Origin of the sequence: Streptomyces sp. NPDC005784, assembly GCF_042871525.1 — a bacterium.
In the GTDB taxonomy this organism is placed as follows: domain Bacteria; phylum Actinomycetota; class Actinomycetes; order Streptomycetales; family Streptomycetaceae; genus Streptomyces.
Genome location: NZ_JBIAIQ010000001.1, coordinates 377,813 through 403,547, shown reverse-complemented (window position 1 = coordinate 403,547; position 25,735 = coordinate 377,813). Strand labels below are relative to the sequence as shown.

Here is a 25,735-nt window from a genome sequence, read left to right as displayed (position 1 = left end):
CTAGGGGCCAGGGCCGCGACCAGATTCACATAGGCTGGCAAGTGGCGCATTTCGTAGAATTACCGTGCGTAATAAGACCTGTCGGTAGGTGTTCTTCCGATCCGCCACGCCGAAGATCGAGTTCCGGCCGTTAACCTCCGCACGGTCGGGCAGACTCCAAGGAAGCCCGAAGCAAACCTCCCGGAAAGAGGGTGGATCGCGTGGACCGCTGCATCGTCCTGGTGGACGCCGGGTATCTGCTGGGGGCCGCCGCGAGTCTCCTCGCCGGGGAGCCGTCGCGATCCCGGATCACCGTCGACCACACCGCCCTCATCCAGGGCCTGCGCGAGCGCGCCGAGTCCGACACCGAGCGGCCCCTGCTGCGCATCTACTGGTTCGACGGGGCCCCCGACCGGGTACCGCAGCCCGAGCACCGCAGGCTCCGTGTGATGCCGCGGGTGACGGTGCGCCTGGGCGCACTGACCCGCAGCGACGGGCGGTGGGCGCAGAAGGGCGTCGACGCCGCCATGCACGCCGAGCTGACCGAGCTGGCGCGCAACCGTGCCTGCTCCGACGTGGTCCTCGTGACCGGTGACGGGGATCTGCTGCCGGGCATGATGGCCGCCAAGGAGCACGGCGTCGCCGTACACCTGTGGGCGGTGCAGGCCGCGGACGGTGACTACAACCAGTCCGAGGACCTCGTGGCCGAGGCCGACGAGCGGCGGGTGCTCGACCGCGCCTGGATCACGAAGGCGGTCCGCGCCAAGGAGATCGGCGGGATCTGCGCCCCGTCGCCGGTGCCGCGTCCGGAGATCGCCGCCATCCTCTCGGCGCCGCTGCCCGAGTCGGCCCTCGCGGCGGCGGCCGAGCGCTCCGTCCGGGAGGCCGAACACCACCAGGCGGCCGAATCGCAGAACGGCACCCAGGAGCGGATGCCCGCCTCCAAGGGGGTCCCCACGCCGAAGGACCTGGCCGCGCTCCGCGGACCGGGCACCCAGCCCGCCCAGCACCCCACGAACGCGACGCTGCGCTGGTCCTCGGACAAGGGCTGGGTCGACCGGCCGGGCGGCGCCATGGAGTCACCGGAGGCGGCCGCGCTGCCCACGCTCGCCCAGCTCACCTCCGCGGAGCAGCGGTGGGCGGACCGCGAGGAGGACATCACCACCGTCGGCGGTGACCCCTACGAGGTGGGCCAGGTCTTCGCGCGCCGCTGGATGGGGCGCCTCACCGACCCGGGCCATCTGCAGAAGCTGTCGGCGATGTACCCGCGGGTTCCGCACCGGGTGGACGGCGAGCTGCTGCGCTACGCGGCGCGCTTCGGCCTGCTCGCGCACAAGGACGACCAGATCGACGAACACGACCGCTACGCGATCCGGGCCGGATTCTGGCGGGAGATCGATGTGCGCACCGCGACGGAGCACGCGCCCGTCGGGGAGTGATCCGAAGCCGTCGGCGAAGGCCCGCGGAGGCCCTCGCCCGGGGTCCGCGACCGCCCCGATCGCATAACAGGGCATCGGACCACGTACTCTCGTCCTTCGTGAGTACGCGCACGGCACAGGCGGTCCGAATGGGGCACAGGGGCGATGTCGTGTGCGCCGTGCGAGGTCTCACCAAGACCTATCCGGCGGTCCGCGGCCGTCGTGGCACCCCGGCGACACCCGAGGTCAGGGCCACCGACGGGGTACGTCTGGACATCCGGCGGGGCGAGATCTTCGGGCTGCTCGGGCCCAACGGCGCCGGCAAGTCCACCCTCGTACGCCAGCTGACCGGGCTGATGCGTCCCGACAGCGGCAGCGTCGAGATCCTCGGGCACGACATCGTTCGCCATCCCGAGCGCGCGGCCCGGATCCTGGCCTACCTCGGGCAGGAGTCCACCGCCCTGGACGAGCTGACCGTGTCCCTCGCCGCCGAGACGACCGGGCGGCTGCGCGGGCTCGACCTGCGCGCGGCGCGGGCCGAGCGGGACGCCGTCCTCGACGAACTGGGTCTGACCCCGCTCGCCTCCCGCCCCCTGAAGAAGCTCTCCGGCGGGCAGCGCAGGCTCGCCTGCCTCGCCGCCGCGCTCGTCGGGCAGCGCCCGCTGCTGGTCCTCGACGAGCCCACCACCGGCATGGACCCCGTCGCCCGGCGCGCCGTCTGGGCCGCCGTCGACCGTCGTCGCGCGGAGCACGGCGCCACGGTCCTGCTCGTCACCCACAACGTCATCGAGGCCGAGACGGTCCTCGACCGGGTCGCCGTCCTCGACGAGGGGCGGGTCATCGCCTGCGACACCCCGGCCGGGCTCAAGGAACGGGTCGCGGGCGAGGTGCGGGTCGAACTCGTCTGGCGCGAGAGCGCCCCTCTGCACGTCCCCGAGGTCGCCGCGCTGCGTGCCCGCGCCGTCGAGTCGGGCCGCCGCTGGACGCTGCGGCTCGCGCCCGAGGAGGCCCGCGCGGCCGTGGCCACGGTCACCGGTGGCGCCGCTTTTGCCGCGCTCGACGACTTCACGCTGGCCACGCCGAGCCTGGAGGACGTGTATTTGGCGCTCGGCGGCCACGCGACGCGGGGATTGGTGAAGGCGTGAGCGTCCGGGGCGTGGAATCCGTACGGGAGAGGGGCGTCGTACGTGTGCGGAACAGGACGGCTGCCGGAGTGAAGGGGAGCAGTTCGACGTGAGTGTCGTACCCGCTGGAGTCCTGCCGGGCAGCGCGCTGCCCCTGGCCGAGGACGCCGGTGCCGCCGCGGAGCTGGGGCCGCGTGCGCGGCTGTGGCCGTCGCTGGCCGCCGTGTACCGGGCGCAGCTCTCCCGGGCCCGCGTCGCGCGGATCCCGCTGTTGTTCGTGGCCACCTTCCAGTCCGTCGGCATCATGATCATGATGCGTGGGGTGGTGGACGGCGGTGCGGAGGCGCGCGCGGTGGTGGCCGGGTCGACCGTCCTGGTCGTCGCCTTCGTCGCCCTCAACCTGCTCGCGCAGTACTTCGGGCAGCTGCGGGCGAGCGGCGGGCTCGACCACTACGCGACGCTGCCGGTGCCGCCGGCGGCCGTGGTGCTCGGCGCCGCGGGCGCGTACGCGTCCTTCACCGTGCCCGGCACCCTCGTCACCGCCGTCTTCGGATCTCTGCTCTTCGGGCTGCCGCTGGCCCATCTGTGGGTGCTCGCCGCGGTCGTCCCGCTCGCGGGCGCCGCGCTCGCCGGGCTCGGGGCCGCGTTCGGGCTGCTCGCGCCGCGGCCCGAGCTCGCCACCCTGCTCGGCCAGATGGGCATGTCCGCGGCGCTGCTGCTGGGCGTGCTCCCGGCCGACCGGATGCCCACCCCGGTGCGGTACGCCCGGGATCTGCTGCCCTCGACCTACGGTGTCGAGGCATTCGCACGCACCTTCGGGGCGCATCCCGACTGGGCCGTCGTCCTCGGCGATCTGGCCGTCTGCGCCGGCGTCGGGGTGGCCTCACTGGCCCTCGCGGCCTGGGCCTACCGTCGGGCGGCCGTCCGGTGACGCGGCCGACAGCGGGGCCTGGCACGATGGCAGGGTGACCGCTCCGCTGACTCCACCTCCGCCGCCGCACGAACAGTCCCCGCAGGACCGGCAGCAACCGCACCCCGCCTGGCAGGCTCCGCCCGCTCCCGGACCCGCGGGTTACCCCGCGTATCCGGCCGCGTACGAGGTCTCCTACGGACAGGACGGACCCGGGATGAAGACCGAACTGCGGGAGGCCGCCGTGATCACGGTCGCGGTCGCCCTCGCGGGAGCTCTGCTCGGGGTGCTCTGGTCGTGGCTGGCGCCGCATGTGCCACTGATCGCGGACGCCACCGCGGTGTACCTCAAGGACACCGAGGGGGAGCAGGCGATCGGCGTCGACGGGACCTTCACCCTGCTCGCGCTGGGCTTCGGGGCGCTGAGCGCCCTGGTCGTGTTCCTCGTACGACGGCGGGGCGGTGTGCCCCTGGTGATCGCGCTCGCCCTGGGAGGCCTGCTCGGATCGCTTCTCGCCTGGCGGATCGGGGTCTGGCTCGGGCCCCCGCAGAACGTGGTCGCGCACGCCAAGGCCGTGGGCAAGGGCGTCACGTTCTCCGCGCCGCTGAAGCTCGGGGCCAAGGGCGCGCTGCTGGCGTGGCCCCTGAGCGCCCTGGTGGTCCACCTCGGCCTGATGGCCCTGTTCGGCCCCCGGGACCCCGACCCGTACGAGCAGAACCCCTACCCGGCCACACCGCCGGGACCTCCCGCCGCCTGAGCGGGCGGGGCGGGACAGGGCCGGCCGGGCGCCTCGGGAGAGGCCGCCCGGCCGGCCCTTCGGTGCGGAGCGTGGGTCAGGCCGGACGGTGGCCGTGGTTCGAGCGGCCCTTCTTGATGCGCCACTTGCGTTTCCGCGTTTTCTTCGACATGCCACTCGTGCTTAACCGAGCCCGGGACATCCGTCGAGGCCTCGTACAGGCCACGACGGGCGCGACCTGTCGCGGAGTCCCGCACGCCCGGACGGGCGCGGACGTGGAGGGGCTGGGCCCGCCGGTCGGCGCCGACGCCGTGGGGTCGTGCGGGCACGGCGGGCGTGGCCGTCGCGGAGTTCCGCCCGCCTGGACTGGCGCGGATGTGGAGGGGTTGCGCCCGCCTGTCGGCGCCGACGGTGCGGGGTTGTGTGGGCACGGCGGGCGCGGGCTTCGACGGGCCCGGACGCCGGGACGGGGGCCGGCGGCGGAGGGTTACGGCCGCCCGACGGGCGCGGACACGGCGTCCGTGAGTTTTGCCAGGTCGGTGGGGGAGAGTTCGACCTCCAGGCCGCGGCGGCCCGCCGAGACGCAGATCGTGGCGTGCCCGGAGGCCGAGGAGTCCAGCACGGTGCGCAGCTTCCTGCGCTGGCCGAGCGGCGAGATGCCACCGCGGACGTACCCCGTCGTGCGCTCGGCGGCCGCCGGGTCGGCCATCGCCGCCCGCTTGCCGCCCACCGCCGTGGCGAGGGCCTTGAGGTCCAGGGAGCCCGCCACCGGGACGACAGCGACCACGAGCGCGCCGTCCACGTCCGCCACCAGGGTCTTGAAGACCCGCTCCGGCGAGACGCCCATCGCCTCGGCCGCCTCCTCGCCGTAGGACGGATGGGCCGGGTCGTGCTCGTAGGCGTGGACGCTGTACGGGACGCCCGCCTCCGTCAGCGCCACCGTCGCCGGGGTGCCGCCGGACTGCTGCTTCTTCGCCTTCTTGGCCATCGATCTTCTCGCAAGCGTCAGTTCAGGCTCGTCGGGCCGCGCGTCAGGTCCGACGCGGGCAACGACGGCAGATTACGGATGATGGCCGTCTCCGCGCGCAGCACCTTCAGCTCCTCGCGCAGCCGGGAAGCCGTGTCGGAGGCCTGCAGCAGCCGCTGTCTGGCCGGGACGTCCAGCATCACGGCGGCCGCGACGAGATAGGAGACGACCGCCGGTTCGTCCGGCAGGTCCGCGCCGGTCGACAGTGAGCGCTCCCGCGCTCCCGCCAGCCGCTTCTGGTACTGGCGGAAGGCGCGCAGGACGCCCTCGGCGAGCGCTCCGGCCTCGTCCCCCGGGTCCTCGGGGAGTTCCTCCAGCTCGGCCGTCAGGAACGCGCCGGAGGCGTCCACCGACAGCAGCCGGACCCGTGTCGTGCCGGTCGCCAGCACCTCGAAGCTGCCGTCGGCGCGCTCACGGACGGTCGCCGCGTCAGCGATGCAGCCCACCTCGTGGAAGGCCTTGAGCGGATCGTCGCCGAAGCCGGCGGCGGGCCCGCGCTCGGGCACGGCGGTTCCGTCCGGCATGCCGGGCGCGCTGGGCGAGAGCTCATGGCCGTCGCGGACGGCGACGACGGCGAATCGGCGTGGTTCGTCCTCGGGCGTCTTGAGCAGATCGCGCATCATGGCGCGATATCGCTCCTCGAACACGTTCAGAGGAAGCACGAGCCCGGGGAACAACACCGAGTTCAGGGGGAAGAGCGGGAGCCGGACGGTGGTCACGACGCGAAAGCCTAATGGTCGACGGAGGGGACGCGTCCGCCGTGCCCACTCCATGGATGCCGATCGAGGACGGGATCGCGCAGCGGAAGCGCCGACGCGACCTCCAGGCGGACACCGTCGCGCAGCTCCAGGAACTGGTCGAGCGGGTCCTCCGAGACCCGGTCCCAGGGGAACGAGGTCACGTACGGGCCGATGAGACGCAGCTGCTCCAGGGCGTCCTGCCAGCGCTCCAGCCGGACCAGGACGTACGTCAGCAGGTTGCGCACCTCCGCGGGCCACGGATCGGAGGCCGCGTAGGCCGCGGAGACCGAGATCGCGAGGTCGGCCGCGGCGTCCAGGCGCTCGCGCGGCACCTCGGGACCGCCGCCCTCGGTCAGATAGGCGAAGGCCGCGCGCACCGGCAGCGCCTGGACCAGGGAGCCCGGCAGCGCGTCCTGCGCGGCCGGCTCGGCGAAGTCGAAGCACTCGCTGTGCGAGCCGTACCAGGCGGCCGAGAGGTACTGGAGAGCGGCCACGTGGCAGCCGTAGTGGTGCGGGGAGCGCCGGACGGCCTCCGTCCACAGCTGCTCGAACTCGGTGTGCCCGACGTTGGTGCCGCGGGCGTGGTCGAGCGCGATGCGCCACGGCACCGGATCGCGCGGATCGCCCTCGGCGGCGGACATGATCAGCGGGCCGACCTCGCGCAGCAGTTCCACCCGTGCGGGCGACTCCCAGCCGCGGCGGACGGCCAGTTCGGCCTTGACGAGCAGGGCGTCCGGGTCGTGCGGGTCGGCGGCCTGCCACTCCCTGAGCCATTCGTCGCGGGAGCGCGCGAAGGCGGCGAGGCGCACGGCGTACCGGTCGCGGTTCTCCCACTCGGCGGACTCCCGGGTGGTGGCCAACAGCTCGGCTGCGGGGACGTACTCGCCCCGGGCCGCCGCGACGAGTGCGGGGCCCAGCCGGTGGTCGGGGGCGTCGAGCAGCACCTCCTCGTCGGCCGGCAGTCCGGCGGCGAGGCGTGAGGTGTTCCGTGCCATCCGGGCCGTACGGAGGAGTGCGCGCAGCAATGCCATGGTGTCGACCATTGAAAACCGCAGGTCGGAGCCGTGCCAGAGGTATGCGGTGACGCTTTCGTAAATGCCGATTGGTTGTACGGTATCCGGTCAAGGACGAGTAAAAGGGTCGTGTGGATCCCGTGTGCGGCTCCGTCAGCCGCGGCGCAGCAGCCGTGTGGCCCCCGCGGCCACCGTCGTCGCCAGGATCCAGCCGAGGAGGATCACCACCGCGGCCAGCCACTGCCAGCCGCCCCGCAGCTGCCAGGAGCCTGCCTGTCCCAGATCGATGACCGGCAGCAGCAGATCCAGGGCGTAGAGCGAGGCGTTCCACGGGGGGTGCCCGTCGCGGTTGACCGGCTGATGGCCGGCGTGCGCGAACGCGACCGACGTCGTCGCCCACAGCACCGCCATCCACAGGGCGGCCCGGCCGGGACGGTACCCGTAGGCGACCGTCCAGTCCTGCGCGTAGCCCCAGAGCTTGGCGGCCAGCGGCAGGGTCTCGCGGCGGCGGCGCTGCTTGGCGAGCAGCACCTCGCGGGCGTCCTCGTCCTCACCTGAGTTGCGCAGCACGGCGGCGAGGCGCTCGTACGGCTCCGGGGCGTACTCGGCGGTCGACGCCGCCACCCATTCCAGACGCCGGGTCAGCGGGAAGGCCCCCTGCGGGACCAGGTTCTCGTAGGTGAAGCCGCCCATGTGCAGGCTGCCGGGCCCCGGCCAACTGGACGCCCGGTCGACCAGGTTGACGATCCGCGCGCCGGACAGCACGACCGTGCCGCGCTCGGGCCGCTCGCCGAGGAAGCGCAGCTCGGGCGTCTGGACCCGGAGCAGCGACAGCCCCTGGTCGTCGTCGAAGGTGAAGCGGGCCCGGTCGAAGTCGATGGCGTCACCGAACCGCCCGTCGTCCAGGCGGATGCCGCCCTGGCACTCGAACCGCTGCACCAGCGTGCCGCGCGCCGGTGTGGTGCCGCTGGTCATCAGCGGATTGCCGAGGCCCGCGGGGGTCATGTACAGCGTGCGGTTGACGGTCAGCTGGGGGGCGTTGAGGGCGAGCCGGGTGTACGGGTTGCTGAGCCTGCTGCCGCGCAGGCTCAGCGACACGCCGACGGTGGCGCCGCGCAGGCTCAGCTCGCCGTGCGACTCCAGCATCTCGGCCTGGAGGTCCTGCCCGACGGTCATGCCGTCGCCGGTGATCGAACGCCCGCGCCGGTCCCGGTAGACCACGGCCTGGTTGAGCAGCAGGTCCGTGCCGATGTGCGCGTCGGTCAGCCGTACCCCGTTGTGGAAGTGGCAGCGCGGCAGATGCAGATCGCCCTCGGTGTGCAGCCGGGCCGCCTCCAGCCGCGGCACCGCGCAGTTCACCAGCCGTACGGTCGTGAACCGGGACTCCGGCAGCAGGACCTCCTTCTCGAACCGGCACCCCTTCAGCTCCACGTACGGCACCACCGTGCCGCCCGCGAGGTCGAGCACATCCGTGATCCGCACTCCGGTCAGCTTCAGGGAGGCGACCCGGCCCTGGAGGGCGGGTGGCCCGTCGAGCAGCAGCCAGGCGACTATCCGGGCCCGGACACTGCGCTCGGGTCCCCACGGATGGCCGCCGTGCGGATCGTCGACGGTCGTGTCCCCGCTGCGCAGGTCGTACACGCTGCCGTTGCGGAAGGCCTGCCACATCCCGGCCTCGGTGGCGGTCAGTTCGTCCGGCAGGTCCCCGGTGCGGAGGCCGGCACCCTCGGTCACGTCACGTCCCTTCCTCCCCAGCTACTCACGGGTTTCGTACGTCCGTGCAATGCCCGCTCAGTGACGGCCCGAACGCTACTGGTGACGAGGATCTTCCGTGGAACCGAAGGTGGCTTGTATCAGCCATTGATACGGGCGTCCGACGGCTCGGCGCCGTCTGAGAGAATTGAGCCCGTGCTGCAACATTTCCGGATGGCCCGAATCGATCTGCGCGGCGACGCCCTCCCCGAAGGCCCCGCCCTGCGCGACCTGCTGCCCCGAGCCGACTTCGACGTCTCGGCCGCCCTGGAGAAGGTGCGGCCCATCTGCGAGGCCGTGCATCATCGGGGCGACGCGGCGCTGATCGACTACGCGGAGAAGTTCGACGGAGTGCGGCTGGAGTCCGTAAGGGTTCCGGCCCAGGCCATCGCCGAGGCCCTGGAGCGGCTCGACCCGGCTGTGCGCGCGGCCCTGGAGGAGTCCATCCGCCGCGCCCGTCTCGTCCACCGCGAACAGCGCCGGACGACGCACACCACCCAGGTCGTGCCCGGCGGCTCGGTCACCGAGAAGTGGGTGCCGGTCCAGCGGGTGGGGCTGTACGCGCCCGGCGGCCGGTCCGTGTACCCGTCGTCCGTGATCATGAACGCCGTCCCGGCGCAGGAGGCCGGCGTCCCGTCCATGGCGCTGGCGTCCCCGCCGCAGAAGGAGTTCGGCGGCCTTCCGCACCCCACGATCCTCGCCGCCTGCGCGCTGCTCGGCATCGACGAGGTGTACGCGGCCGGAGGCGCCCAGGCCGTCGCGATGTTCGCGTACGGCACCGAGTCCTGCGCCTCGGCCCCCATGGTCACAGGTCCGGGCAACATCTGGGTCGCCGCCGCCAAGCGCTACTTCACCGGCCGGATCGGCATCGACGCCGAGGCCGGCCCGACCGAGATCGCGGTCCTCGCCGACGACACCGCCGACCCGGTGCACGTCGCCGCCGACCTGATCAGCCAGGCCGAGCACGACCCCCTCGCCGCCGCTGTCCTGGTCACCGACTCGCCGGCCCTCGCGGACGCCGTGGAGAAGGAGCTGGAGCCGCAGGTCACGGCCACCAAGCACATCGACGACCGCATCGTCCCGGCCCTGAACGGCAGGCAGTCCGCGATCGTCCTCGTCGACGGCATCGACGAGGGCCTGCGGGTCGTCGACGCGTACGGCGCCGAGCACCTGGAGATCCAGACCGCCGACGCGGCCGCGGTCGCCGACCGGGTCAGGAACGCCGGAGCGATCTTCGTCGGCCCCTGGGCCCCGGTCTCGCTCGGCGACTACGCGGCGGGCTCCAACCACGTCCTGCCCACCGGCGGCTGCGCCTGCCACTCCTCGGGCCTGTCCGTCCAGTCCTTCCTGCGCGGCATCCACATCGTCGACTACACGCAGGACGCGCTCGCCGACGTCGCCCATCACGTGGTGACGCTGGCGGAGGCGGAGGACCTGCCCGCGCACGGCGCGGCGATCAAGGCAAGGTTCGGTTGGAAGGTACCCGAGGGCAAGTGACTGGCATCGACGATCTCCCCGTACGGGACGAACTGCGCGGCAAGACCCCTTACGGCGCACCCCAACTCGACGTCCCCGTACGCCTGAACACCAACGAGAACCCCTACCCGCTGCCCGAGCCGCTCGTCGAGCGGATCACCGAGCGGGTCCGCGAGGCCGCCCGCGGGCTCAACCGCTACCCCGACCGGGACGCGGTGGAGCTGCGCACCGAGCTGGCCGCCTATCTGACGAAGACCGGCAAGCACCCGGTCACCGCCGACAACGTCTGGGCCGCCAACGGCTCCAACGAGGTCATCCAGCAACTGCTCCAGACCTTCGGCGGACCCGGCCGCACCGCGATCGGCTTCGAGCCGTCGTACTCGATGCACGCGCTCATCGCGCGCGGCACGGGCACGGCCTGGATCTCGGGCCCCCGGGGCGAGGACTTCACCATCGACCTCGCCGCCGCCGAGCGGGCGATCGCCGAGAACCGGCCGGACGTCGTCTTCGTCACCACCCCCAACAACCCCACGGGCAACGCGGTCCCGCCCGGGACGGTCCTCGCGCTCTACGAGGCCGCGCAGGCCGCGAAGCCGTCGATGGTCGTGATCGACGAGGCGTACATCGAGTTCAGCCACGGCGACTCGCTGCTGCCGCTGCTCGAAGGACGGCCGAATCTCGTCGTCTCCCGGACGATGTCGAAGGCCTTCGGCGCGGCGGGACTGCGCCTCGGCTATCTCGCCGCCCACCCGGCGGTGGTCGACGCCGTCCAGCTCGTACGACTTCCGTACCACCTGTCGGCCATCACACAGGCGACCGCGCTGGCCGCCCTGGAACACACCGACACCCTGCTCGGCTACGTGGAGCAGCTCAAGGCCGAGCGGGACCGGCTGGTCACCGAACTGCGCGCGATGGGCTGCGAGGTGACCGAGTCGGACGCGAACTTCGTGCAGTTCGGGCGGTTCGCCGACGCCCACGCCGCCTGGCGGAAGATCCTCGACCAGGGCGTCCTGGTCCGGGACAACGGCGTACCGGGGTGGCTGCGGGTCTCCGCCGGAACCCCGAAGGAAAACGACGCGTTTCTCGACGCGGTACGTGAACTACTGGGCTCTGCGGGGGACACCCCCGCACCCCCGAAGGAGCAGAGCGCATGAACCGCGTAGGACGCGTGGAGCGGGTGACGAAGGAGACGTCGGTCCTCGTCGAGATCGATCTCGACGGCTCCGGCAAGGTCGACGTGGCCACGGGCGTCGGCTTCTACGACCACATGCTCGATCAGCTCGGCCGGCACGGTCTGTTCGACCTGACCGTGAAGACCGAGGGCGACCTGCACATCGACTCGCACCACACCATCGAGGACACCGCCCTCGCGCTGGGCGCCGCCTTCAAGCAGGCACTCGGCGACAAGGTGGGGATCTACCGCTTCGGCAACTGCACCGTCCCGCTGGACGAGTCGCTCGCCCAGGTGACCGTCGACCTGTCCGGCCGCCCCTACCTCGTGCACACCGAGCCCGAGAAGATGGCGCCGATGATCGGCGAGTACGACACGACGATGACCCGGCACATCCTGGAGTCCTTCGTCGCCCAGGCCCAGATCGCACTGCACGTGCACGTACCCTACGGACGCAACGCGCACCACATCGTGGAGTGCCAGTTCAAGGCGCTCGCCCGTGCCCTGCGTTACGCCTCCGAGCGCGACCCGCGCGCCGCCGGAATCCTCCCCTCCACGAAGGGCGCGCTGTGACAGGCCTGTCGAGCATCCTGATCGTTGTCGGCCTCTTCCTCCTCGGAGGGATCTACTCCTTCGTCAAGCAGGACATGCCGAAGAGCCTGGTGGTGCTGCTCTCGATAGGCGCCGCGATGTGTCTCGTCGCGGGCGTCATGAGGCTGGAGGTCTGGAGTTGAGCGCACCCAAGAAGGTCGTCGTCTTCGACTACGGCTTCGGAAACGTACGGTCGGCCGAGCGCGCCCTCGCCCGCACGGGCGCCGAGGTCGAGATAACACGCGACTTCGACACCGCGATGAACGCGGACGGTCTGCTGGTGCCGGGCGTCGGCGCCTTCGCCGCCTGCATGAAGGGCCTCAAGGAGGCGCGCGGCGACTGGATCATCGGCCGCCGGCTGTCCGGCGGCCGCCCCGTCATGGGCATCTGCGTCGGCATGCAGGTCCTCTTCTCGCGCGGCATCGAGCACGGCGTCGAGACCGAGGGCCTCGACGAGTGGCCGGGCACGGTCGGGCCGCTGAAGGCCGACATCGTGCCCCACATGGGCTGGAACACCGTCGAGGCCCCGGCCGGCTCGCAGGCCTTCGCGGGCCTCGACGCCGACGCGCGTTTCTACTTCGTCCACTCCTACGCCGTCCACGACTGGTCCCTCGAAGTCGGCAACCCGCTGCTGCGCGCCCCCCTGGTGACCTGGTCCACGCACGGCGAACCCTTCGTGGCGGCCGTCGAGAACGGCGCCCTGTGGGCCACCCAGTTCCACCCCGAGAAGTCCGGCGACGCCGGAGCCCAGCTCCTCACCAACTGGATCGGAACACTGTGAGCAAGCTCGAACTCCTCCCCGCCGTCGACGTCCGCGACGGCCAGGCCGTCCGTCTCGTACACGGTGAGTCCGGGACCGAGACCTCCTACGGCTCCCCCCTGGAGGCCGCCCTGGCCTGGCAGAGCGCGGGCGCCGAGTGGCTGCACCTCGTCGACCTGGACGCCGCGTTCGGCACCGGCGACAACCGGGACCTGATCTCCGAGGTCACCCGGGCGATGGACATCAAGGTCGAGCTGTCCGGCGGCATCCGCGACGACGCCTCCCTGGCGGCCGCCCTCGCGACCGGCTGCACCCGGGTCAACCTCGGCACCGCCGCCCTGGAGACCCCCGAGTGGGTCGCCAAGGTCATCGCCGAGCACGGCGACAAGATCGCGGTGGGCCTCGACGTCCGCGGCACGACCCTGCGCGGCCGCGGCTGGACCCGCGACGGCGGCGACCTCTACGAGACGCTGGAGCGCCTCAACTCCGAGGGCTGCGCCCGCTATGTGGTGACGGACATCGCCAAGGACGGCACGCTCCAGGGCCCGAACCTGGAGCTGCTGCGCACCGTGTGCGCGGCGACCGACCGCCCGGTGGTCGCCTCCGGCGGGGTGTCGTCGCTGGACGACCTGCGCGCCATCGGCGAACTCGTGCCGCTCGGCGTCGAGGGCTCCATCGTCGGCAAGGCCCTGTACGCGAAGGCGTTCACCCTCGAAGAGGCCCTGGCGGCGGTAGCCCGGTGAGCGCCGTCCGCCGCGTCGTGACCGGCGCGCCCTGGGAGGAGACCTTCGGGTACTCCCGCGCGGTGGAACTGCCGAACGGCCTGGTGCTGGTGTCCGGCTGCACCTCGGTGATCGACGGCCAGATCGCCGAGGGCGACCCGTACGAGCAGGCGCTCAACTCCTTCAACGCCGCGTTCGCCGCGCTGGAGCAGCTCGGCCTCGGCCGCGACGACGTCGTCCGTACGCGCATGTACATCACCCATGCCCGGGACGTCGAGGCAGTCGGCCGCGCCCACAAGCAGTTGTTCGACGTCGTCCGCCCCGCCGCGACGATGATCATCGTCGCGGGTCTGGTGGACTCGCGTCTGGTCGTCGAGGTCGAGGTGGAGGCGTTCCGCGCGAGCGAGAACCACACGGCGGGCGAGAGCCAGGCGGAACAGTCCGGCGAAGGCCGCACAGAGCAGGGAGAAGGGCAGTCATGACCCTGGCGGTCCGAGTGATCCCCTGCCTGGACGTGGACAACGGCCGGGTCGTCAAGGGCGTCAACTTCCAGAACCTGCGCGACGCGGGCGACCCCGTCGAGATGGCCAAGGTGTACGACGCCGAGGGCGCCGACGAGCTCACCTTCCTGGACATCACCGCGTCCTCGGGCAACCGTGAGACCACGTACGACGTGGTGCGTCGCACGGCCGAGCAGGTCTTCATCCCGCTGACGGTCGGCGGCGGTGTCCGCACCGCAGAGGACGTCGACAAGCTGCTGCGGGCCGGCGCCGACAAGGTCGGCGTCAACACGGCCGCCATCGCCCGGCCGGACCTCATCCGGGAGATCGCGGAGCGGTTCGGGCGGCAGGTCCTGGTGCTGTCGGTGGACGCGCGCAGGACCGAGGACGGTTCCTTCGAGGTGACCACCCACGGCGGCCGCAAGGGCACCGGCATCGACGCCGTCGAGTGGGCCCATCGGGCCGCCGAGCTGGGCGCGGGCGAGATCCTGCTCAACTCGATGGATGCGGACGGCACCAAGGACGGCTACGACATCGAGATGATCGAGGCCGTACGCAAGCACGTCACCGTTCCGCTGATCGCCAGCGGCGGTGCGGGCCGGCTCGACCACTTCGCGCCCGCCATCGAGGCGGGCGCCGACGCGGTGCTGGCCGCGTCCGTCTTCCACTTCGGTGACCTGCGGATCGGCGAGGTCAAGGAGACCCTGCGAGGAGCGGGGCATCCCGTCCGCTGACGATCCCGCACCACCGTTCACGGCCCGCACCGGGCAGCTTCCGCTGCCGGGTGCGGGCCGTGTTCCGTGGTGAGCCGTATCCGGGGGAAGGGGCCGTCCACCGTTGGACTTGGACGCCCGGGTTCCGTGCGGGGGCGACGGGGACGGCGGGGCGCGGTGGGCCAAGACCGGTGATTCTGCCGATGTACGGGCCGGGTCCGGGGCGGACAGTTGCCACCGCAACCACCGAGACGGACCCCCGTCGTTTCGCGGCGTGCGCCTTCAACACCCCATGCCAGGGCGGCGCTTCGACCGCGGCGCGGGTCCGTCCTCCCTCACCGAGAGGATGCACCCACCGTGCAGCACCCGAACCGCGCACTCCCCGCCGCACCCGTCGGCCCCGACCCGTCCCCCCGCCGCCCCAACAGGCTCACGAACCGGCTGGTGCGGGCCGGCCTCGCGGTGCTCCTGGCCGCCGGCGGCCTCGTCGCCGCGCAGGCCACCGGGGCGCAGGCCGTCGGAGCACCGGCCGTCTCGGCGCAGGCCGCCACGAACCCGTACGAGCGTGGCCCCGCCCCCACGAACGCCAGTATCGAGGCGGCCACCGGGTCCTACGCCGTCTCCCGGACCACCGTCTCCGCGCTGTCCGTGAGCGGCTTCGGCGGCGGCACCGTCTACTATCCGACCTCGACCAGCGACGGCACCTTCGGCGCGGTCGCCATCGCACCCGGGTACACCGCCTACCAGTCGTCCATCGCCTGGCTCGGGCCCCGGCTCGCCTCCCAGGGCTTCGTGGTGTTCACCATCGACACCCTCACCACTCTCGACCAACCCGCCAGCCGGGGACAGCAGTTGCTGGCCGCGCTCGACTACCTGACCCAGAGCAGTTCCGTGCGGAGCAGGATCGACAGCAGCCGACTCGGTGTCATGGGCCACTCGATGGGCGGCGGGGGCACGCTGGAGGCCGCGAAGAGCCGTCCCTCGCTCCAGGCGGCGATTCCGCTCACCGGCTGGAACCTGGACACCACCTGGCCGGAGATCAAGACGCCGACCCTGATCGTGGGCGCCGACGGCGACACGATCGCACCGGTGGCCACGCACTCCGAGCCCTTCTACCAGAGTCTGCCGAGCACGCTCGACAAGGCGTACCTGGAACTCAGGGGTGCCACCCACTTCACGCCCAACAGCTCGAACACGACGATCGCCAAGTACAGCATTTCGTGGCTGAAGCGGTTCATCGACAATGACACCCGCTACGAGCAGTTCCTCTGCCCGCTGCCGCAGTCCTCTACGACGATCGCCGAGTACCGGGGCAACTGCCCGCGCACCTCCTGACCCGCTCCGCACGGTCCGACCCGTGCGGGGGTGACGGCCGCCGTTTCCCGGCGGCCGTCATCTGCGTACGGGTCCGGGGACCGCGGCGCGGTGTCGGGGCGCGGTACTTGTGCGGGCGCACAAGCCTTGCCCGCCGGGCCTGGGAGCATGCCCAGCCGCTGCCCCGGAGAGGGCCTTGTCCGCCCAGGTCAGAAGGGGTTTCGGGGCTCGCGGGGACAGCCGAACGCGGGACTTCCGCCTTCGTTTACGCGGAAGTAACGTGACGGTCGTGACTGGAAACGCGACTGCGCGAAGTCCCCTCCGGACAGCCGGCCGGAGCTCGTTACCGCCGCCCGCCCGGGGTGCGTCGAACGACCCGGGCCAGAGCCGCGGCCCCGGTCGGCCGCTCGCCCCCGGGCACGAGCCGGAACCCCTCCCGGCGCCGGGTTCCACGGCGCCGCCGCCCACCGCGCCGGGCCCGGCGACAGTCCTCCGCGCCGCGGTCCGCGTCGGCGGAAACCGGCGCCGGTGGCCGGAGCGTCCGGAGCCCCGGGCCGGTCGCGGCCGTACGACCGCCGTACGCGCCGACACCCCGGCGGTATACGACCCCGGCGTGACCGGCGTGACCGGCGTGACCGAGGCGACGGGTGTGCCCGGCGTGCCGAGCGCGGCTCGCTCGACCGATGCGACCGGCGTCACCGATGCGACCGGCGTGCCCGACCTGACCAACGTGGCCGAACTGACCAACGTGGCCGGCATGCCCGGCGCGACCGGCTCGGCCGGCTTGCTCAGCTCGGCCGGCTCGGCCGGCTCGCTCAGCTCGGCCGGCTCGCTCAGCTCGGCCAGCTCGGCCACCCCGCCCAACCCGGTCACCCCGGCCGGTCCGGTCACCCCGGCCGACCCGGTCGGCGACCCGGTGTCCGTGGTCGGGGAAGCGGTTGAACCTGGTGCGCTGCCCGGCGTGGACGGCGTCGCGGGCTCGGGTTCGGGTGCCGTGGGCGGCGCTCCGGCGGGCCTGTTGCTGCTGGTGGCGGCCGAGCGGGAGCGGGACGCGAGGGCCGCCGGGGCGGACGCGGCGGTGATTCTCAGGGCGGCCGGGGCGGGGGGACTCGACGCGGGTGCCCTCGACGCCGCGGAGGCCGCGGGACTTCTCCAGCTCGCCGGAGGCCGTATCCGCCTCGTCGATCCGTGCCTGGCCCGCACCGTCTACGCGGCCGTCCCGCCCGCCCGCCGACGTGCGGCCCACCGTCTGCTGGCCGATGCCCACACCGGGGGCCCGCGTGCGTTGCCCGTTCTCTTCCACCGGGCTTCGGCGGCCACCGCTCCCGCACCCGGTCTCGGCGACGCGCTCGCCGCCGCGGCGGCGCTGCCGGACGGCGGACCGACCCACGCGGAGCGCTCGGCGGCCTGGGCACGGTCGGCCGAACTCGCCGCCGACGAGGAACCGCGCGCCGTCCGCCTGATCAACGCCGCCGATCAGGCCCGGCTGGCGGGACTGCCGCACCGCGCACGGGAGTTGCTCGCACAGGCCGGGTGCGAGGGCCCGCACGGCGCCGTGCGCGGCGTGGCCCAACTGGTGAGCGGGCAGCTCGCCCTCCAGGACAGCCCGGTCGCCGACGCCCGCGAAGCGCTGCTGCTGGCCGCCGAGTTGCTGGCCCCCGCCGACGCGGACCGCGCCCTGGCCGCCCGGCTCGCAGCCGTCGAGGCGTCCTGGGCGATGGGCGACGCGGCGGCGTGCGTGGAAGCCCTGGACCGCACCCCGGCGCGGGCGGAAGACGCTCCGGTGCGGCCGGACCACACCCTGGCGCGGGGCGAAGACGCTCAGGTGCGGCCGGACCACACTTCGGCCTGGCCGGACCACATCCCGGCGCGGCCGGACCACAACCCGGCCTGGCCGGAAGCCGACCGGCGGCTCGCGGCGTACCGGGCGGGGATGTCCGCCGTGATGCACGGCCGCCTGGACACCGGACGGCAGCCGTTGCGGGAGGTGGTGGCCGGATCGGGGGAGACCGGAATCCTCGACGGCCCGGAAGCGCTGCTGCGGGCAGGTGGCGCCGCCCTCGTCGTCGGTGACCTCACCGCCGCCTGCCGCGCCAACTCCCGTGCGCTCGCCGTCGCCAGAGCCCGGGGCCCGTACATCCTGGTCGCCCAGGCGCTGGAACGCCTGGCCTACGGAGAGCTGCGCGCGGGCCGTCATGCCCGCGCCCGGGCTCACGCCGAGGACGGCCTGCGTACGGCTCGCGGTGCCGGCCAGGACAACCTCGCGGCACACCACCACGCGATCCTCGCGCTGGTGGCGTCGGTCGAGGGCTCTTCCGAGGCCGTCGCGGAGCACGCCGACGCCGCCGAAGGCGTCGCCGCGTCACACGGTCTCGCCCAGGCGGCCACGCTGGCCCAGTGGGCGCGGGCCCGTGCCGATCTGGCCCGCGGCCGGCTCCCCGAGGCCGCCGCGCGGCTCGGACCCCTGGTCGGCGCCGGCCCGCGCCGCGGTCACTTCGCGGTACGGATGCTCGCCGTCCCCTGCTTCGTGGAAGCCGCGGCCCGCACCGGACAGACGGAGGCGGCCCGGTCCGCGGTGGCCGAGTTCGCCCACTGGGCCGCGCAGGGCGCCGATCTCCAGGCCCCCGCCCAACTGGCCCGCTGCCGTGCGCTGTTGAGCGGCCCCGAGGAATGCGAGGCGCTGTTCACCATCGCGCTCGACCGACACGACGAGGCGGCCGGGGACTTCGAACGCGGCCGCACCCAACTCCTCTACGGCGCCTGGCTGCGGCGCCGGCGCAGACCGGGCGAGGCCCGCGGCCGTCTGCGGGACGCGCTGGTGTCCTTCGAGCGGGGCGGGGCGCTCGGCTGGGCCACGCAGGCGAGGGCCGAACTGCGGGCCACCGGGGACGCCGGACCGGATGAGCCGGCGGGTCAGCTCACGCTCCTGACACCCCAGCAGCTGCGGATCGCCCGCTGTGTGGCGGAGGGGGCCACCAATCGCGAAGTGGCGCTGCGCCTGTCCGTGAGCCCCCGCACCGTGGACCACCACCTGCGCAATGTCTTCGCCACCCTGGGGGTCCGGTCCCGCGTCGAGCTCTCCCGGTTGGTGGACCGGGCCGAGAAGACCGCCGCACACCCCTAGGTACCGACCGGGCGGTATGTCATCCTGCGGGATCAGGAGGTCCGGAGCACCCGTGTGCCGCGCGTCGGCCGCCCGGGCGGTCCGGACCGAGCCGACTCCGGTGGAGGACAGCGATGCAGCACCTCGTACCCGCCCACGTCCGGTCCCAGCCCGGACCGCGGCCCCCGGTACCGGCCGCCCGCCCGGCCGTCGACGCGGAGGCCCTCTCGGTACTGCACCGCGCCGCCCGGGCGCTGATGGCGGGGCTGCCCGAACTCACCGAACGCCTGATGGACCTCCTGAGGGAGCGCGAACCCGCGTACCGCGCGGCCATGGAGGCCGACGCGGAGAGCGTGCGCGACGAGGTGCAGCGCTCGTTGCGGCTCAACGTCGGATCCCTGATCCGGCCCGGTGAACTGCGCGAGGCCGCCCACCGCTGCTCCTGGGTCATCGGCAGGGCCCGCGCCGAACGCGGTCTCCCACTGGACGCCCTGCTGCGCGCCTTCCGGCTGGGCGGCGGCATGATCTGGCAGGAGCTCGTCGACGAGACGACCCGCCGCCACCCCTCCGACGCGCGGCTGCTCGTCCATGTGGCCGCCGACGTGTGGAACTTCGTCGACGATCACTGCGCCGTCGTCGCCGACGCCTACCGCCAGACGGAGCGCGAGCTGATGTGGCGCCGGGAGAACCGGCTGCGGCTGATGACGGCCGCGCTGCTCGACGGCACCGCCCGGATCGCCGATCTGCCGGCCACCGCCGCCGCCCTCGGGCTTCCCGAGCAGGGCCGGTACGCGGTGGTGCTGGCCCGCCTCCCTGTCGGCCGGGCGTTCGCGGACGTACGGGGCCAGGTGCGCCTCTCCGGTCTGCGGGTGCTCTGGTACCGCGACCGCGACCGGGACAGCGAGGGCAGCTACGGCATCGTCCTGCTCGGCGACCACCCCTACGACGGGGAGTGGCCAGGCCGCGGCCACGAGAGCGGCCTCCCGGGCGCCGGCCCCGAGCCGACGCCCGGCCCGGTGGCCGAGGGCGGTCCGGACGCCGGAGACCGCCGAGGCGGGGAACGCCCCCGGACGCACGGGCCCGACGTGGACGCCGGGGAGATCGCCCGTCGGCTGACCGCCCCGCCGGTGGCCCGGGTCGGAGTGAGCCCGGTGGTGGACGGTCTCGCGGCGATCGGTGACGCCCGCCGCCTGGCCGACACGGCGCTGCGGGCCTGCCCGCGCTTCGGCGGAACCGTAGTCCTGGAGGAGCACCTGCCCGCCGCGCTCGTCGTCTCCGCGCCGGTCCTCGGCGCTGCGCTCTCCGAGCGGGTTCTCGGGCCGTTGTTGCGGCTGGACCTGTCCGACCGGGACGTCATGCTGGACACGCTGACGGCCTGGCTCGCCTGCGACGGGTCCGCCCAGCGGGCCGCGGGCCGCCTCTACTGCCACCGCAACACGGTCCTGAACCGGCTGCGCCGCTGCGAACAGCTCACCGGCCGCTCCCTGACCCGCCCCGCGGACGTCGTGGAACTGTCCCTGGCCCTGGCCGCCCACACGCTGCTCGACCCCTGACCCGGCGGCGTTCGCCGTCTCGGCAGATGCGAAAGAAAAGTTGCGCAATTTTAGTTGCGCAACGTTTCTTTCACATCTAGTGTCGGGGCATGGCAAGCAAGGAGAACCGCCGGATCACGGATGTGGGCACGCTGAAAGCCCTCGGACACCCCCTGCGCATGCGGCTGTACCGCGCCCTGCTCGTCGCGGATGCGGCCACCGCGTCCCAGTTGGGTGAGCAGGTCGACGAAGCGCCGTCGCTCGTCAGCTACCACCTGCGCAAGCTCGCCGAGCACGGGCTGATCGAGGAGGCCGAGCCGCGCAGCGGCGACGGACGCGAGCGGTGGTGGCAGCCGGCGTCCGACGGCGTCAGCGTCCAGGGCGTCGACTTCCGGGACGCGCCCGAGAAGGAGGCGGCCCATCTCGCCTTCACCCGCCTCTACCACGATCAGCGCAGCGAGCTGTACCGGCGTTACCTCGACGAACGAGCGGCCTGGCCGACGGAGTGGAACGACGCGTCCGTCGACGTGGAGGGGACCTTGCGGCTGACTGCGGTCCAACTGGGCGAATTGAAGGACGAGTTGCTCGCCGTCATCAGGAAGTACGACGAGAGGGGCCGCGTGGACGAAGCGGCCGGTGACACCGAAGGGCGCGAGAACGTCGCGCTGCACGTGTACGGATTCCCGTTCCGTGTCTGATCCCGAGAGCGCGCCCGACCCGAGAGGACTCGATCCCGTGACCGCGACCGCTGTACCGACCCCCGCACAGGCCCCCGCGCAGGTCCCCGCACAAGCCCCCGGCAGGCCCGCCCACCGCGACGGCAACGTCCTGCGCTGGCTCGGTGCCTACACCTCGTCGATGATCGGCGACAACGTCTTCTACATCGCGTTGTCCTGGGCGGCCGTCCAGGCCGGTACGCCCTCCCAGGCCGGGCTCGTGATGGCCGTCAGCGCCGTGCCGAGGGCCCTGCTGATGCTGGGCGGGGGAGTGGTCGCCGACCGGTTCGGGCCGCGGAGGGTCGTCATCGGCAGCGACGCGGTGCGCTGCGCGGCCGTGCTGACGGTCGCCGCGCTGCTCTTCGCGGCCAGTCCCGGGCTGTGGCTGCTGGCCCTGCTCGCCGTCGTCTTCGGCACGGTCGACGCCGTGTTCATGCCCGCCGTGGGCGCCCTCCCGGCCCGTGTCACCGGCCGGGACCAGCTCGCCCGGGTCCAGGGCATGCGGGGTCTCGCGATCCGCTTCGCCAGTGTGGTGGGCGCCCCGCTCGGCGGCCTCGGGGTGGCCCTCGGCGGCTCGGCGGCGGCGTTCGCGCTGGCGGGGATGCTGATCGCCGTGTCGGTGCCGCTGCTGATCTCCGTACGTATGCGGGAACTGCCCGCGGACGACACGGCGGACCCGGCGGACCGCACCGCCTGGCGCGACCTCCGCGACGGTCTTCGTTACATCCGCGGCCACCGCGTCCTCGCCCCGCTCATAGCCGCCATCGCCCTCGGCGACCTCGGCTTCGTGGGACCGCTGAACGTGGGACTGACCCTGCTCGCCGACCGGCGCGGCTGGGGAGCGTCCGGGATGGGCTGGGTCCTCGCCGCCTTCGGCGTCGGCGCGGGAGCCGCCGGGCTGCTGCTGACGCTGCGCGGACGGCTGCCGCGCGCGGGGACCCTCGCCGCCGTGGCCATCCTGGGCGGCTCCGTTGCGATCGGCGCGCTCGCCTTCGCGCCGAACGTGGTTGCGGCCGCTGGTGTCGCCCTCGTCATCGGCCTGCTCGCCGGCCTCAGCGGAGCCCTGTGCGGGGCACTCCTGCAGACCCAGTCCGACCCCGCCTACCTGGGCCGGGTCAGCGCCGTCGGCGGGATCGTCAGCCTGGGCCTCGCGCCCCTCAGCATGCCGCTGACCGCCGCCGCGATCGGCTGGTGGGGCACCGGGCCCGTCTTCGTCACCAGCGCCGCGGTGTGCGGCCTCGGCGGGGTCCTCGTCCTGTGCGTACGGGACCTGCGGCGCGCCGAACTGCCCCGCTGACCGGCGGCCACCGGACCGCACCTCGCGACCCGGTGGCCACAGATCAGATCCTGCGGCCCGGTCGCGACGGAACGGCCCTGGCGGCCCGGTGATGGCCGAAGGGTCTGGCGACCGGTGGCGGCAACGGCCCTGGCGGCCAGGTCGCGACGGAACGGCCCTGGCGGCCCGGTGGTGGCCGAAAGGGTCTGGCGACCTGGTGGCCTCGGATCGGCTCCGGCGGCCGGGCCGTAGTCGAAGGGCCTGGCGACCGGTGGCGGCCGAACCGGCCCGGCGGTGGGGTCGAAGGTCTGGTGACCGGTGCCGGCCGAGGAGGCTGGTGACCCGGCGACCTAGATTCCCAGTTGCTTCGCCTCGTGGAGCCTGGCGATCGCGTCCTTGTCGCCGTCCAGCTCGACGTCCGCCACGCTCTGTCGGCCGAACGCGAACATCAGCAGCTCCGAGGGTTCGCCGGTCACCGTCACGACGGGCGTGCCCTTGTTCAGTACCGCCGTCTGGCCGTTCGGCCGGCGCAGGACCACACCCGTCGGGCTGCCGCGGCCCATCAGCCGGGCCGTGCGATCCAGGCGCGACCACAGGGCCTCCTGGAACACCGTGTCCAGCTCGCGCGGCGTCCAGTCCGGCTGCGCGCGCCGCACGTCCTCGGTGTGGACGTAGTACTCGACCACGTTCGACGCCTCGTCGAGCTGCTTCAGGGAGAACGGCGAGAAGCGCGGCGGCCCCGTACGGATCAGCAGGATCAGCTCCTCGTACGGCTTCTCGGCGAACTCCGCCATCACCCGCTCCAGGCGGGGCGCGAGTTGCTTGATGACGAGACCGCCGGCGGCGTCGGGGCGGCGCTCACGCACCACCACGTGCGCGGCGAGATCCCGGCTGGTCCACCCCTCGCACAGGGTGGGGGCGTCCGGTCCCACGGCTTCCAACAGATCGGCGAGGAGGAGCCGTTCGCGCTTCGCATGGGTCGACATGCCAGCCAGCCTACGACCGGGCAGCCGCTCCGCCCAGTGGGGAGCGCGGCGGATCCGGTCGCGTCCGGCCTGTGGACAACCGCGGGGTCCGGCCTGTGGACAACGGCCGGGCGCGACGGTCCGGCGCGGCACAATGGCACGCATGACCAGCACGCCTTTGCCCAGCAGCCTGGACCCCGAGATCGCCGCCCGCCTCAAGCGGAGCACCGACGGACTCGTCCCCGCCATCGCCCAGCAGTACGACACCGGTGAGGTGCTGATGCTCGGCTGGATGGACGACGAGGCACTGCATCGCACCCTCACCACGGGTCGCTGCACCTACTGGTCGCGCAGCCGCCAGGAGTACTGGGTCAAGGGCGACACCTCCGGCCACTTCCAGCACGTCAGGTCCGTGGCCCTGGACTGCGACGCCGACACCCTCCTGGTGCGGGTCGACCAGGTGGGCGCCGCCTGCCACACCGGAGCCCGCACCTGCTTCGACGCCGACGTGCTGCTGAAGGACGCCGGCGACCGGCACGACGCCACCGATTCCGGTGTAGCGGCCGGGAATCAGTAAGGTCAGCCGCCATGGACCTCGAGACGTTCCGCAAGCTGGCCACCGACCGCCGTGTCATCCCCGTCAGCCGCAAACTGCTCGCGGACGGCGACACGCCGGTCGCGCTCTACCGCAAGCTGGCCGCCGAGCGCCCCGGCACGTTCCTCCTCGAATCCGCGGAGAACGGCCGCACCTCCCTGTCCTGGTCCCGCTACTCCTTCGTGGGCGTCCGCTCCGCCGCGACCCTCACCGAGCGGGACGGACAGGCGCACTGGCTCGGCACCCCGCCCGTCGGCGTCCCCGTGGACGGCGATCCGCTCGCGGCCCTGCGCGCCACCATCGAGGCGCTGCACACCCCGCAGGGCGAGGGGCTGCCCCCGTTCACCGGCGGCATGGTCGGCTATCTGGGCTACGACATCGTGCGCCGCCTGGAGAAGATCGGCCCCGGCGAGCAGGACGACCTGAAGCTGCCCGAGCTGACCATGCTGCTCACCAGCGACCTGGCCGTCCTGGACCACTGGGACGGTTCGGTCCAGTTGATCGCCAACGCGATCAACCACAACGACCTGGACACAGGCGTCGACGAGGCGTACGCGGACGCCGTCGCCCGCCTCGACGCCATGGAGGCCGACCTCTCGCGCGCGGTGTCCCAGCCGCCCGCCGCGCTCCCGCCCTCCGAACTCCCCGAGTACACCGCGCTCTGGGGCGGCCCCGACTTCCAGGACGCGGTCGAGGACATCAAGGAGCGCATCCGGGCCGGTGAGGCCTTCCAGGTCGTCCCCTCCCAGCGCTTCGAAACGCCGTGCACCGCAAGCGCGTTGGACGTCTACCGGGTCCTGCGGGCGACCAACCCGTCGCCGTACATGTACCTGTTCCGCTTCGACGGCTTCGACGTCGTCGGCTCCTCCCCGGAGGCCCTGGTCAAGGTCGAGGGCGGGCAGGCGATGGTGCACCCCATCGCGGGCACCCGGCCGCGCGGCGCGACCGTCCAGGACGACCAGGCCCTCGCCGACGAGCTGATCGCCGACCCCAAGGAGCGCGCCGAGCACCTCATGCTCGTCGACCTGGGACGCAACGACCTCGGACGGGTCTGCGAGCCCGGCTCCGTCGAGGTCGTCGACTTCATGTCCATCGAGCGGTACTCGCACGTGATGCACATCGTCTCCACGGTGACCGGCCGGGTCGCCGCCGGCCGTACGGCCTTCGACGTGCTCACCGCCTGCTTCCCCGCCGGCACCCTCTCCGGCGCGCCCAAGCCGCGCGCGATGCAGATCATCGACGAACTGGAGCCGTCCCGGCGCGGGTTGTACGGCGGCTGCGTCGGATACCTCGACTTCGCCGGCGACTCCGACACCGCCATCGCCATCCGTACGGCCCTGCTGCGCGACGGCACGGCATACGTCCAGGCCGGCGCCGGCATCGTCGCCGACTCGGTCCCGGCTCTGGAGGACGACGAGTGCCGCAACAAGGCTGCGGCGGTCCTGCGCGCCGTGCACACGGCGAACCGGCTCGGACAGTAGCGCGACGGGCCGGCTCCGGCTCGGGTCTGCCGGTGCCGGTGCCGGTGCCGGGACGGCTCGGGCGGCCGGGCGGCGGGCAGTTGTCGCGGCGGCCGATGGTGCCCCGACCGTGCCCGGGGCC

Annotated in this window: 23 protein-coding genes and 1 pseudogene; 19 read left to right on the top strand and 5 right to left on the bottom strand. The window is 73.1% G+C overall.

Annotated elements, in window-relative coordinates; all coding sequences use genetic code 11:
• The first annotated feature begins 200 nt into the window (after positions 1-200).
• The 4 genes from ACFYR3_RS01775 (at position 201) to ACFYR3_RS01760 (ending at position 4,188) form a co-directional block, all read left to right on the top strand.
• Positions 201-1,418, top strand: a complete 1,218-nt coding sequence (locus ACFYR3_RS01775) for an NYN domain-containing protein (RefSeq protein WP_355850330.1) — start codon at positions 201-203, stop codon at positions 1,416-1,418.
• A gap of 149 nt (positions 1,419-1,567) precedes the next feature.
• The gene (locus ACFYR3_RS01770) at positions 1,568-2,542 is read left to right on the top strand and encodes an ABC transporter ATP-binding protein (protein WP_355850529.1); all 975 of its coding nucleotides are present in this window, start codon (positions 1,568-1,570) and stop codon (positions 2,540-2,542) included.
• 88 nt (positions 2,543-2,630) lie between these two features.
• Entirely contained in the window at positions 2,631-3,452 is an 822-nt protein-coding gene (locus tag ACFYR3_RS01765) for an ABC transporter permease (protein WP_389281015.1), read from the top strand.
• A gap of 34 nt (positions 3,453-3,486) precedes the next feature.
• Positions 3,487-4,188, top strand: a complete 702-nt coding sequence (locus ACFYR3_RS01760; protein ID WP_355850324.1) for an AAA family ATPase — start codon at positions 3,487-3,489, stop codon at positions 4,186-4,188.
• 466 nt (positions 4,189-4,654) lie between these two features.
• On the opposite strand, the gene ybaK is transcribed toward ACFYR3_RS01760, so the two are convergent.
• From ybaK to ACFYR3_RS01740, 4 genes are all read right to left on the bottom strand, one after another.
• Positions 4,655-5,155 carry a Cys-tRNA(Pro) deacylase gene (ybaK, locus tag ACFYR3_RS01755; protein ID WP_355850321.1) on the bottom strand — a complete coding sequence of 167 codons (501 nt, stop codon included), beginning with the start codon at positions 5,153-5,155 and terminating at the stop codon, positions 4,655-4,657.
• A gap of 17 nt (positions 5,156-5,172) precedes the next feature.
• On the bottom strand, positions 5,173-5,913 hold the full coding sequence (locus ACFYR3_RS01750; RefSeq protein ID WP_355850318.1) for an LON peptidase substrate-binding domain-containing protein: 741 nt from the start codon (positions 5,911-5,913) through the stop codon (positions 5,173-5,175).
• Positions 5,914-5,924: 11 nt separating this feature from the next.
• Positions 5,925-6,965, bottom strand: a complete 1,041-nt coding sequence (locus ACFYR3_RS01745) for a hypothetical protein (protein WP_389281012.1) — start codon at positions 6,963-6,965, stop codon at positions 5,925-5,927.
• A gap of 135 nt (positions 6,966-7,100) precedes the next feature.
• Positions 7,101-8,681: an oxidoreductase gene (locus tag ACFYR3_RS01740; RefSeq protein WP_355850312.1), complete on the bottom strand. Its 1,581-nt coding sequence runs from the start codon at positions 8,679-8,681 to the stop codon at positions 7,101-7,103.
• A gap of 192 nt (positions 8,682-8,873) precedes the next feature.
• Here ACFYR3_RS01740 and hisD point away from each other — a divergent pair, with 192 nt between their 5' ends.
• The 13 genes and pseudogenes from hisD (at position 8,874) to ACFYR3_RS01675 (ending at position 22,594) form a co-directional block, all read left to right on the top strand.
• Entirely contained in the window at positions 8,874-10,196 is a 1,323-nt protein-coding gene (gene hisD / locus ACFYR3_RS01735) for a histidinol dehydrogenase (protein WP_389281010.1), read from the top strand.
• Positions 10,193-11,329, top strand: coding sequence for a histidinol-phosphate transaminase (locus ACFYR3_RS01730; RefSeq protein ID WP_355850307.1), 1,137 nt, complete (start codon positions 10,193-10,195; stop codon positions 11,327-11,329). Before hisD ends, ACFYR3_RS01730 begins: the two co-directional genes overlap by 4 nt.
• Complete coding sequence (gene hisB, locus ACFYR3_RS01725; protein ID WP_266757720.1) at positions 11,326-11,919, top strand: imidazoleglycerol-phosphate dehydratase HisB; 594 nt, start codon at positions 11,326-11,328, stop codon at positions 11,917-11,919. Before ACFYR3_RS01730 ends, hisB begins: the two co-directional genes overlap by 4 nt.
• Positions 11,916-12,080 (top strand): hypothetical protein, encoded by a 165-nt coding sequence (locus tag ACFYR3_RS01720; RefSeq protein WP_261708150.1) that lies wholly within the window; start codon positions 11,916-11,918, stop codon positions 12,078-12,080. Before hisB ends, ACFYR3_RS01720 begins: the two co-directional genes overlap by 4 nt.
• Complete coding sequence (gene hisH, locus ACFYR3_RS01715) at positions 12,071-12,718, top strand: imidazole glycerol phosphate synthase subunit HisH (protein ID WP_389281222.1); 648 nt, start codon at positions 12,071-12,073, stop codon at positions 12,716-12,718. Before ACFYR3_RS01720 ends, hisH begins: the two co-directional genes overlap by 10 nt.
• Positions 12,715-13,440: a bifunctional 1-(5-phosphoribosyl)-5-((5-phosphoribosylamino)methylideneamino)imidazole-4-carboxamide isomerase/phosphoribosylanthranilate isomerase PriA gene (gene priA / locus ACFYR3_RS01710; RefSeq protein WP_355850303.1), complete on the top strand. Its 726-nt coding sequence runs from the start codon at positions 12,715-12,717 to the stop codon at positions 13,438-13,440. The genes hisH and priA overlap by 4 nt, the downstream gene beginning before the upstream one ends.
• Positions 13,437-13,817, top strand: a pseudogene (locus ACFYR3_RS01705) (RidA family protein); the annotation flags it as partial. The gene priA and the pseudogene ACFYR3_RS01705, both read left to right, overlap by 4 nt.
• An 80-nt stretch (positions 13,818-13,897) precedes the next feature.
• Positions 13,898-14,653 carry an imidazole glycerol phosphate synthase subunit HisF gene (gene hisF, locus ACFYR3_RS01700; RefSeq protein WP_389281007.1) on the top strand — a complete coding sequence of 252 codons (756 nt, stop codon included), beginning with the start codon at positions 13,898-13,900 and terminating at the stop codon, positions 14,651-14,653.
• Between the two features lie 336 nt (positions 14,654-14,989).
• Complete coding sequence (locus ACFYR3_RS01695; protein WP_389281005.1) at positions 14,990-15,967, top strand: dienelactone hydrolase family protein; 978 nt, start codon at positions 14,990-14,992, stop codon at positions 15,965-15,967.
• 592 nt (positions 15,968-16,559) lie between these two features.
• A complete protein-coding gene (locus ACFYR3_RS01690; RefSeq protein ID WP_389281003.1) occupies positions 16,560-19,070 on the top strand; it encodes a LuxR C-terminal-related transcriptional regulator in 2,511 nt (836 codons plus the stop codon).
• A 113-nt stretch (positions 19,071-19,183) separates the two neighbouring features.
• A complete protein-coding gene (locus ACFYR3_RS01685; RefSeq protein WP_389281001.1) occupies positions 19,184-20,602 on the top strand; it encodes a PucR family transcriptional regulator in 1,419 nt (472 codons plus the stop codon).
• Between the two features lie 89 nt (positions 20,603-20,691).
• The gene (locus ACFYR3_RS01680; protein WP_355855992.1) at positions 20,692-21,279 is read left to right on the top strand and encodes a helix-turn-helix domain-containing protein; all 588 of its coding nucleotides are present in this window, start codon (positions 20,692-20,694) and stop codon (positions 21,277-21,279) included.
• 37 nt (positions 21,280-21,316) lie between these two features.
• A complete protein-coding gene (locus ACFYR3_RS01675; RefSeq protein WP_389280999.1) occupies positions 21,317-22,594 on the top strand; it encodes an MFS transporter in 1,278 nt (425 codons plus the stop codon).
• 329 nt (positions 22,595-22,923) lie between these two features.
• Here ACFYR3_RS01675 and ACFYR3_RS01670 read toward each other — a convergent pair whose 3' ends face one another.
• The gene (locus ACFYR3_RS01670; protein WP_389280997.1) at positions 22,924-23,559 is read right to left on the bottom strand and encodes a TIGR03085 family metal-binding protein; all 636 of its coding nucleotides are present in this window, start codon (positions 23,557-23,559) and stop codon (positions 22,924-22,926) included.
• 142 nt (positions 23,560-23,701) lie between these two features.
• On the opposite strand from ACFYR3_RS01670, the gene hisI reads away from it, so the two are divergent.
• Together hisI and ACFYR3_RS01660 are read left to right on the top strand one after the other, a co-directional pair.
• The gene (hisI, locus tag ACFYR3_RS01665; RefSeq protein WP_355855986.1) at positions 23,702-24,115 is read left to right on the top strand and encodes a phosphoribosyl-AMP cyclohydrolase; all 414 of its coding nucleotides are present in this window, start codon (positions 23,702-23,704) and stop codon (positions 24,113-24,115) included.
• Positions 24,116-24,126: 11 nt separating this feature from the next.
• Positions 24,127-25,614 (top strand): anthranilate synthase component I, encoded by a 1,488-nt coding sequence (locus ACFYR3_RS01660; RefSeq protein WP_355855983.1) that lies wholly within the window; start codon positions 24,127-24,129, stop codon positions 25,612-25,614.
• Positions 25,615-25,735: the final 121 nt, after the last annotated feature.